This window comes from Ruegeria spongiae (assembly GCF_023502395.1).
GTDB lineage: Bacteria > Pseudomonadota > Alphaproteobacteria > Rhodobacterales > Rhodobacteraceae > Ruegeria_C > Ruegeria_C spongiae.
This window is the reverse complement of the sequence record NZ_JAMFMB010000079.1, coordinates 1-1,117: the sequence shown is the minus strand read 5'-3', so window position 1 is coordinate 1,117 and position 1,117 is coordinate 1. Positions and strand designations below refer to the sequence as shown.

The 1,117-nt window shown below is 55.2% G+C and carries 1 tRNA gene and 1 pseudogene; one reads left to right on the top strand and one right to left on the bottom strand.

Features of this window, described 5'->3' with window-relative positions:
- Positions 1-63: 63 nt before the first annotated feature.
- Positions 64-721 (bottom strand): annotated as a pseudogene (locus tag M3P21_RS22300) (transposase).
- 224 nt (positions 722-945) lie between these two features.
- Between M3P21_RS22300 and M3P21_RS22295 the strand changes: the two are divergent.
- Positions 946-1,035, top strand: a tRNA-Ser gene (locus tag M3P21_RS22295).
- The last annotated feature ends 82 nt before the right edge of the window (positions 1,036-1,117 follow it).

Below are 1,117 nucleotides of genomic sequence, written 5' to 3'. Positions count from 1 at the left end.
AGGGCGGTTATACATGTTGCACAAATCGGTGACTGGGTGCACGTCCCCTTTCCCCGGACGGACTTATCCTACGGCCACAGTCACTGGCACGCCAAGAGCGGTGTAACATTTGAGGATGGCGATGCGGATTTGGATTTCCGCTGCCTGCCTGTCGAAGTCCCGGGCCATGACAGATTGTCCCAACAGTTTCATACAGTGCATCTTTGTCTCGACACGGCTCCGGCGGTGGTATCCGGTCAGTTTTCACCACAGCGCCCGACCCAGTATCCTGATGCATGTACAGCTTCGTTTCGGGCGATCATTGCCCGGCAGGCGCATCCGCAGGATGCTGCCAAGAGGGGGCCTTGATGCCGGTGCTGTCGATGAGACGGTCGAGCGGGCCGTTTCCGCCGCGATATGGAAGACTGGCATTCAAGGTTTTCTGGCGACGGCACAACGTGCTGAAGTCGGGCACAGCCCAATCCAAGCCGGCCAACCCCAACAAGCTTTCCACGACCCCAGTCGTCTGCCGCAGCGGCAGCCCGAACAGCACTTTCAGCGTGAGGCAAGCCTGGATCGCAGCATCGCTGAAGCACCTCTGCCGACCGCACTTTCCGCTCTGCGGCGGCACCCAGATCATCTCCGGATCGAACCAGATCGACAACGATCCTCGCTGTCTCAGTGCGGTGTTATAGGTCGACCAGGTCGTGGTTTTGTATGTTGTTGGGGTCCAACGGCTCATGAACTCCTGTTATCAGGCTGGATTCAAGAGATGAATCCCCTCAGCTGATTTGTCCAACAATGCCGTTTGGGCCCTGAAATGAGTTGACCAAATCTTGCCCAAAACCGGTACCAATTGGTGCTATTCTGTGCTATTTCAAGGGGTTCGCGTGGGTTCGCAAAAAAATCCAAACATTGCAGAATTGGCCTTGTATTTCCGTTGCTTGCACGGATATACCCGTCGGCGGAGACGTGGCCGAGTGGTCGAAGGCGCTCCCCTGCTAAGGGAGTAGGCGGGAAACCGTCTCGAGGGTTCGAATCCCTTCGTCTCCGCCACTACCAAATATTCTGGTGTGTTTTTGTGGTCGAAAAAAATGTCAGCCATTGAAAATATTTGATTCTTTCAAATTCTCACCCT